The organism is Desulfovibrio sp. (assembly GCF_035644575.1).
Classification (GTDB): domain Bacteria; phylum Desulfobacterota; class Desulfovibrionia; order Desulfovibrionales; family Desulfovibrionaceae; genus Desulfovibrio.
Map to the genome: position 1 here is coordinate 44420 of NZ_DASQOG010000093.1, position 7898 is coordinate 52317.

The 7898-nt window shown below is 46.2% G+C and carries 4 protein-coding genes; 2 read left to right on the top strand and 2 right to left on the bottom strand.

What is annotated here, in order from left to right:
• Nucleotides 1-13 precede the first annotated feature (13 nt).
• Nucleotides 14-5392 carry a DEAD/DEAH box helicase gene (locus VEZ52_RS05055; RefSeq protein ID WP_324835820.1) on the bottom strand — a complete coding sequence of 1793 codons (5379 nt, stop codon included), beginning with the start codon at nt 5390-5392 and terminating at the stop codon, nt 14-16.
• A gap of 396 nt (nt 5393-5788) precedes the next feature.
• Here VEZ52_RS05055 and VEZ52_RS05060 point away from each other — a divergent pair, with 396 nt between their 5' ends.
• Complete coding sequence (locus VEZ52_RS05060) at nt 5789-6904, top strand: Fic family protein (protein ID WP_324835821.1); 1116 nt, start codon at nt 5789-5791, stop codon at nt 6902-6904.
• 121 nt (nt 6905-7025) lie between these two features.
• Here VEZ52_RS05060 and VEZ52_RS14625 read toward each other — a convergent pair whose 3' ends face one another.
• Nucleotides 7026-7265 carry a helix-turn-helix domain-containing protein gene (locus VEZ52_RS14625; RefSeq protein WP_414649502.1) on the bottom strand — a complete coding sequence of 80 codons (240 nt, stop codon included), beginning with the start codon at nt 7263-7265 and terminating at the stop codon, nt 7026-7028.
• A gap of 188 nt (nt 7266-7453) precedes the next feature.
• Here VEZ52_RS14625 and VEZ52_RS05065 point away from each other — a divergent pair.
• Nucleotides 7454-7898, top strand: a 445-nt coding sequence (locus VEZ52_RS05065) for a hypothetical protein (RefSeq protein WP_324835822.1), incomplete at its 3' end; no start/stop codon positions are given.

Consider the following 7898-nt stretch of genomic DNA (forward strand, 5'->3'; position numbering starts at 1 on the left):
GTTTACCTCCTCATTATGCGGCTTGGTCTATGGCCTTTAGCGCTTCCGTAAGCTGCGCGTAGCAGGCTTGCAGGCTGGAAACACTGCCTTGGAATTGTTCCTGCGTTATAAGCTGCTCAATTCCCAGATCATAATTGTCGCCAGCCTCTAGAATAAAGGGAATGAGGGCTCCAATTCCCTGAATGGGGTACTTAATCTCGCCTGTAACAAAGCACTCAGCGTTGGCATTGACGATGATCCCCATGTTATTCTTCCATGATTTCCACAGTCCTTTTTCTCTAACTGGGTCATCTTTCGCAAGGGGCCATTGTCCCAAAGCGGACTGGAAATAGGCGTCATTGAAAGCCTGCGCCTTATCCGCAAGCAAAGTTGAGCAAGCTTCAGGGTATGTGGACAGCCACGCCCGTTGGAATGCTTTGTCTTGGGCCATTCCGGGCCGAGCTTGAAGGATATACGGCAGTATCTTGCGGATAGCCGCCTCGCGACCAGGGTGCGGAAATATTTGCGGGTGCGGCTTAGTTATAGCCACTGTTTTGACATTCGGCGTAGCTTTTGCGGCTTCTTCAACGAATAAAAGTGCTGGCAGCGCATGCACAATTTTCATCGTTTCCAAGCTGACAGTGATAATGCTCAACAACAAATCTAGAATATACCTTGGCTTGCCACGCTCATCAGCCCAGTCGTTAGGGTCATTTTTAATGCCACTGGCCTTATCTACTTTAACTTGGTAACGATCCATGATCCACTCAATAGCTGAACGACCATTGATGACATAATCATAGGTGGCAAGCGGGATATTTGAGATTTTAATCCGCGAGTTGTATTCAATAACACTTTTGTCGCCCTTGGTGGAAAATCGCATTTTTTCTACCCGGAAGTTTTCATGCTCCGCACCGGTAACAACGGCATCTGGGTAAAGCGGTTGTTCTTCATATTTGAGATGCAATTCCGCCAACGCCCGCCCGGCGTTGCTGAAAGCCCAGAAATCCGCAGTTTTTTCCACCAAAGGGAGGCGAGGCAGCATCTTTTTTAAGTCAGCACTGAATTGCTCACGGTAATCAGGCGAATGGAGCAAGCCATAAACGTAGTAGAAAATGTCTTCTTTTGTGACTTTAGGTCCATGGAGGAAACGACATTGTTCTAAAATGAAGTCAGTTATGCCGTCACGGCGCGTGTACTGATTGTTATTGAAGTCAAACAGAGTTGGGTGTTGGATGGATTTTTCTTCATAATAATAAAGAGGAAAACACTGGCAGTCACCATTGAAATGAAGGTCAACAATATTCATAGCAATAAGAGGCAACTCGTTCTTATTAGCTGAAACACATATAACTAAATTTCTTTGTTCAAGTGTCGGAAAAATTTTTGGCATGAGGCCAATAAGTTCATTCATCTCTCTGCTGTAATAAACATTACATAAAGAGAATGGCCTATATGCTGAAATTCGAATATTATTTATTTCAAACACCTTTTTCTTATTGTTCGTAATATCCGCACGTAGTGATCTTGACCAGCTTATTTTTTGGGGATCATTACCTATTATTGTGCTAGCATCAGAAACGTTAACGCTATTGTTTTGGAGTAAGGCTAGTTGCTCATTATAAAAATCAATAGTAACCCGCATATTTTTTTCAAGATTTTTCTTGGAAAAATTAAAACACCAAGCATCTCTCTGGGTTTTTAAACCATGAGAATAGTAATTTATAAATACAGTATGCTTGTTTGTTTTATTGTCTTTATCTCCAATGGGAATAAAGCTGCTAAATAAATCGTTCCGTTGAGTTAACCAATCGCCATGCTCATTGGGGCATAAAAGCTCCCAATCCATTTCACCGCTCAAGATACTCTGCTTTTGAGCGATAATATCAAGCTTCTCTTCTCTGGAAAGGTAGTCACCGATATCACGATAGCGAATAATGGCTTTCCCCTCATGTGTGGGATTTTTTATCAGTACGGTAATGGCAATGGGGGTTCGGCTGCCAGAGCCAAAAATTTTTCCGCCTTCCTTGCGGGACACTTCTCCAGACGTGCGTTGATTGCCCCGCAAATTAAACACATAGGCAGCACTGAACTCATTCTCCAGACACTTCCGGAAACCATCCATAGCATTGCCGTCAATCCATCCGGCGTTAGAGACAAAGGCGACGATACCCCCGCCGCCAGTTTGTTCAAGGCGATCTGATGCCCAGCGGAAGGCTTTTATATAGGAATCATACAAAGAGTTTTTCAGGGTTGCCTTTGAACCGGCGGCATAGGTGTCTACAATGCGCTTTTCCAATTTAGGGTATTCTTGGTTTTGCGCATTATCGTTGGCAGACTTTTGCCCAGCCGAATACGGTGGATTGCCAAGAATAACTCGGATAGGCGCTTTCTGCTGTTCTTGCACTCGCTCGGAGTTCTGCGGCAGCATGGGAGAGTACAGCCAGTTTACATCCTCTGTTTCGCCAAGCTGAAAGGTATCTGTGAGGCAGATACCCGAGAACGGTTCATAGTCGGAACTCTCCCCCATTGCCTCATGGAAGGTATTCTCAATGTTAATAGACGCTATATAGTACGCCAAAAGAATAATTTCATTGGCGTGAAACTCTTGCTCGTATTTCCGCTTCAAGGCACTTTTTTCAATCAGGCCGCTTTGAATCAGACGGGAAATGAATGTTCCTGTCCCAGTAAACGGGTCTAGTATATGGATATTTTCATCTGAAAGGGAGCGTCCAAATTCTTTTTGCAGAACATCGGCCACAGATTTATTGATGAAATCCACTATCTTGATAGGCGTGTATACAATACCTAGCTTTTCAACTGTTCTCGGGAAAGCTGTTTTGAAGAATTTTTCATACAATTCCACCATAATGCTTTGGCGGCTATCGGAGTTGTCGATGCCGGAAACACGCTGTTTTACCGATTGGTAAAAGCGGGTAAGCACCACTGTATCTTTTTCAAGTGCCTGTTCTTCAAGCAAATCAACCATGCTTTGTAGCGCTTTGGATACAGGGTTGTTACCTACAAAGGAATAGTTCTCAAAGAGCGCTTCAAAAACCGGTTTGGTGATCATATGCTGGGCCAGCATCTCGACCACCTCATCCGTCTTTACGGACGGATTGATGTTTTTTCGCAGTCCGTTTAAGAACTCTTCAAATTTTTCTTTGTGCGGGCCTTCTTGGGCAACCAGCCGAGTTATGCGTTCGATGTAGCCCTGGGCGATTTGGGCAACATCAGCCGCCCATTGCTCCCAATAGCGCTTATTACCCACTTTCTGCACCATGCGGGCGTATATGGCGTTTTGGAGCTGCTGGATTTCCGGCAAAGGCAACGTCAGTTGCTTCTGCGACTTAGGTTTACTGTCACCAGCATCTGAGCTTCCGTTACCGCCGCCAATGCCGCCAATCAGAACAGAGCCGCCATTTTTTGGCTTGTGCTTGTTCAGTTCGATTTTATTGACCATTGCGTTGAAGCGGTCATCGTGAGCGCGAAGTGCATTGAGAACCGTCCAGACCACACGGAAGCGTTCATTATCGTTCAATGCCTCTTCCGGCGAAACATTGGAGGGAATTACAACAGGAATGATGATGTACCCATAATTTTTACCAGAGGCCACACGCATAACGCGGCCTACTGACTGCACCACGTCTACTTGGGAGTTCCGGGCGGACAAGAACATGACGGCATCCAAACTCGGCACATCAACGCCCTCGGACAGGCAGCGGACATTTGTCAGGACTCGGCATTCATTACTTTCAGATGAGGCATTTTTCAGCCATGCCAGCTTAGCGTCGCGCAAGGTTGCGCCCATAGTGCCATCAACGTGATCGGCAGACACGTTAACCAGCTCTTCGCGCTCGTTTTGCTCGAAACTGCTGTAGTAGTCGTCTTTGTATTCGTTAAAGGTGTTGGTAATCCGCTTAGAATTTTTTATGCTCTGGCAAAATGCCACCGCCCGGTGCATCGGGTTGGGGTCTGATGCCCTAAGCAATCCTTCATCCACCAGCATCCGTTTTGACAGGGCATTGATGCAGCCGATCAGCTTGCTGGCGTCATCCGTGCTGATTTCCTTGGTTTTGTCGGCAATGGCCTTCTGTAAGGCTTCTGGTATCTGGCTTTCCTTAAGAGTAAGAACAAGGACCTTGTAATCGGAGAGCAGCTTTTTATCCACGGCTTCGCCAAAACCGATACGGAAAACTTCCGGCCCGTACATGGCCTCGTTATCCATAGAGCAAAGATAAGCTTCAGATTCTTTGGCTTTTTCCTTGCTGCTATCATTGTATAAGCGCGGTGTGGCCGTCATATATATACGTTTTTTTGCCCGAATAAAGTCGTTGTCATGGACTTTCACAAAAGCAGAATCGTCTTCGCCCTTTATGGTGACACCCGTAGTGCGGTGGGCTTCATCACAAATAATCAGATCAAAATGTTTGCCGAATTCCTCTTGCGCTCTGGCAATAACTTCTATGGACTGATAGGTAGAAAAAACGACGATCATACCTTCAGGACACGTTTTTTCTGCGGATGAAAACTGCTTTACAATATCAGGGACATAGGTGGACGCAGGAAGGGCTAAATTTTCAACACTGTACCCATCGCTTTCCTCGCCATTCTTGGTTTTGTGTTTGCTGACTTCCGGATCGGAACAAATGCAGATAGGAAATATTGGTTTTTCAGCCTCTGCTGTCCACTCTCGCAAGGTCTGCCCCAACAAGGCGATAGAAGGCACGAGAAATAGCACCAAGCCCTTTCCGCTAGTTTCCCGCTCGGCAATTTTCAAAGAGGTAAAAGTCTTGCCGGTTCCGCAAGCCATGATCAGCTTGCCACGGCTATTTTTTTGAAAATGCTCATGGAACGTATCAGATGCCCTTCGTTGATGCTCTCGCAGTTTCTTTTTTTCCTGCCGAGCTTGAGCGCCGAAAATGCCTTTATCCAGTTCTTCCCAAGCCACTGGCGCGTCTTCAAGGTCGGTAAGGTTGATTCTGTGGACGGGCGGATTTTGGTGCTGAATGGCGTTTTCCGCTTCACTACCCCATCTGTTGGTTGTAGATATCCATAAGCGGAGCGCAAAAGAGTCAGTTTGGTGCTGATCATTAATAAAGGTCTTACTAGACGTGGCTAGAAAGCTGTCCACCGAAGGTTTATCAATGGTGGATTTTTGATCCCAGCATTTACACTGAATGGCCCAAAAGTCGCCTTCAACGGTCTGAGTAACAAGATCGATGCCCGTATCCTTGCCGCCGATATTCTGCTTGTAAGGAAATTCCTTCCATTGCCAGATATGCTTGAATTTTCCGTCGTATACAGGATACGTTTTCAAAAACGCCTGTATCAGGCGCTCAAAACGATCACCTTTATCACGCTCGGAAAATGATATTTGCCGATATTTGGTCAAAACTTCCTGAAAATTCATTAAATTATACTCTCATTATCAGATTGGTATTGAAAACAATACCGCGAACAGCTCAAAAAATAAACCACGTAACTTTGTCAATATATGGAGGGATTCCTCTCCCTCTCAACCTAGCCCCTAGCTGCGAAGATGCTCCCACTTTCGTTCTTTTTGCCGCTAAACAAATTCAAGCGTGACAAGAGCTGTCCCAGCTCGCGTCTTTAGCGGCAACGGGATGGCAGTGGGAGAAATGCGGTAAACGTGTTATCAATGCCGTCATACATGCTATCATGCATCTTGGTGAATCCCCTCCAACACAGATGCGGCGTTTGAGACTTATATTCGCCGCAATTTTTACGGCGAATATTGCTTTTGCGAAGAATATCTGCCATATTCACCGCAAGGGGTGCGGATATTATGCGCTATATTTACGAGAGGCCATACTGGCCGACATTCCAATGGGACATTGCAAAACTGGCGGAACAGCTTGCCGCAATTCGCCACAAGCAGGGCTTGCTCTTGGGACGGATGAACGCCCTTGGCTTCTCCATTCGCGCTGAGGCTGGCTTGGAGACTTTGACCCTGGATGTGGTGAAATCGAGTGCCATTGAAGGGGAATCCCTTGATGTGGCTCAGGTGCGCTCTTCACTGGCTCGAAGGCTTGGAATTGACATCGGCGGCCTGATGCCCACGAGCAGAAGCGTGGAAGGCGTTGTTGAAATGATGCTGGACGCAACACAGCGCTATGCTGAACCGCTCACAGCGGAACGGCTGTTTGGCTGGCATGCGGCGCTTTTTCCTACCGGATTCGGGGCATCACGACGTATCACCGTGGGCTCATGGCGCAAGCCAGAAGCTGGTCCCATGCAAGTTGTCTCCGGCTACATCGGCCATGAAAAGGTTCATTTTAAAGCCCCGGCAGCAGGACGCCTTGATATGGAAATGAGCCACTTTCTGGAGTGGTTCAATGCGCCGTTGCAACTTGATCCTGTACTGAAGGCGGGAATAGCGCACCTCTGGTTTGTGACTATCCACCCTTTTGAGGACGGTAACGGGCGCATAGCCCGTGCCATTGCTGATTGTGCCCTGGCGCGGGCCGATGATTGTCCACAACGCTTTTACAGCATGTCCGGCCAGATCGAGCGGGAGCGCAAAGAGTATTATGATATCTTGGAACGCACCCAAAAGGGCGGCTTGAATATCACGCCTTGGCTGAATTGGTTCTTTGGCTGCCTTGGGCGGGCTATTGATGGAGCCGATGAAACGTTGGCCGTTGTCTTTCGCAAGGCTCATGTGTGGCAATATGCTAATCAGTACCCGCTCAATGAACGCCAGCGGGCTATCATCAATCGCTTGTTAACCGGATTCGAGGGGAAACTGACCAGCGGCAAATACGCAAAACTGGCAAAGTGTTCTCCGGATACCGCCTTACGGGATATTCGGGAATTGATGGGATACGGTATTTTGCTGCAAGGCGAGAGCGGCGGGCGCAGCACAAGTTACACTTTAGCGGAGAAAACAGCCAATCAATAACTCGCAACGAGAGCCTTTTATTATAGAAAAAAACAGATGAGCAGTTCATACATCAAGAAAACTAGCTACACATCACGATGCTGGCTATTCCTGAACCACTTTTTTAATCCTCAGCATTGATTTATATTTTATTTTGTCTTTCTAATTGAAGAAATAAATCAGACATTCTTAAATTTAGAGCTGAACAGAGTGATATAAGAATAACAACGGATGGTTTTCTATCACCTCTCAGCACTTCTCTTAAGTATACAGGCGTTATATCAGTTAGTTTAGCTAATTGTCTTTTCGACATTTTCAAATCCACACGTCGCCGCTCCAATACCTCCGAAATTTCTTGATATATCTCAGGTTCGCTTCTCATCTTATCAAGCTAGCATATTTTTTCTTGACATTATTAGAGTCACAGTTGTAACCCTGATTTCAGTTGTGACCCATATGTTTTTTTGAAGGATGGGATGCCACTTCTGACTAAGGAATCTCAGCTACCAAGGTTCCTTAATAGCAAAAGCAGCCCTGACGTATAGAGCCTAAAAAACATAAAAGGAGAAAATGATGGAGACTACGCGGAAATATACAATCGGGGACGCTGAACTGGTCGCAGAAATTCTTGAGGGAGAGGTTCTTCAGCTTGATGAAGTGGGCACCACCCATGTTCACGGTCAAGGTGGGGGCGGATCGGTTTCTAATGGCTCAGGTCATATGTCCAACGTACGCATCAGCTCACATACATCGTGGAAAACAAAGGTTTGGGTAAATCATAATGGCAAGGAGGTCCAATGGGGTTTCCCTGGATCTTTGGCCTTTAGACCTGGACACAAGATTGCTATTTGTGAGGTTTCAGATGGAAAAGAGAATCTCACCTGCTTTGTCAAAAATACTACAACGGATGCAGAATGGGTGATGCCAGGTGTGCATGGTGATATATTTAAAACATTTGATATTAACAAAGGATCCCGTGGTTGGGTTTTTTTGATCCTTGCAGTACTGTCATTTT

Coding starts and splice junctions, on each gene's coding strand:
- VEZ52_RS05060 (WP_324835821.1), top strand. CDS start 5,789: ATGCGCTATATTTACGAGAGGCCATACTGGCCGACATTCCAATGGGAC.
- VEZ52_RS05055 (WP_324835820.1), bottom strand. CDS start 5,392: ATGAATTTTCAGGAAGTTTTGACCAAATATCGGCAAATATCATTTTCC.
- VEZ52_RS14625 (WP_414649502.1), bottom strand. CDS start 7,265: ATGAGAAGCGAACCTGAGATATATCAAGAAATTTCGGAGGTATTGGAG.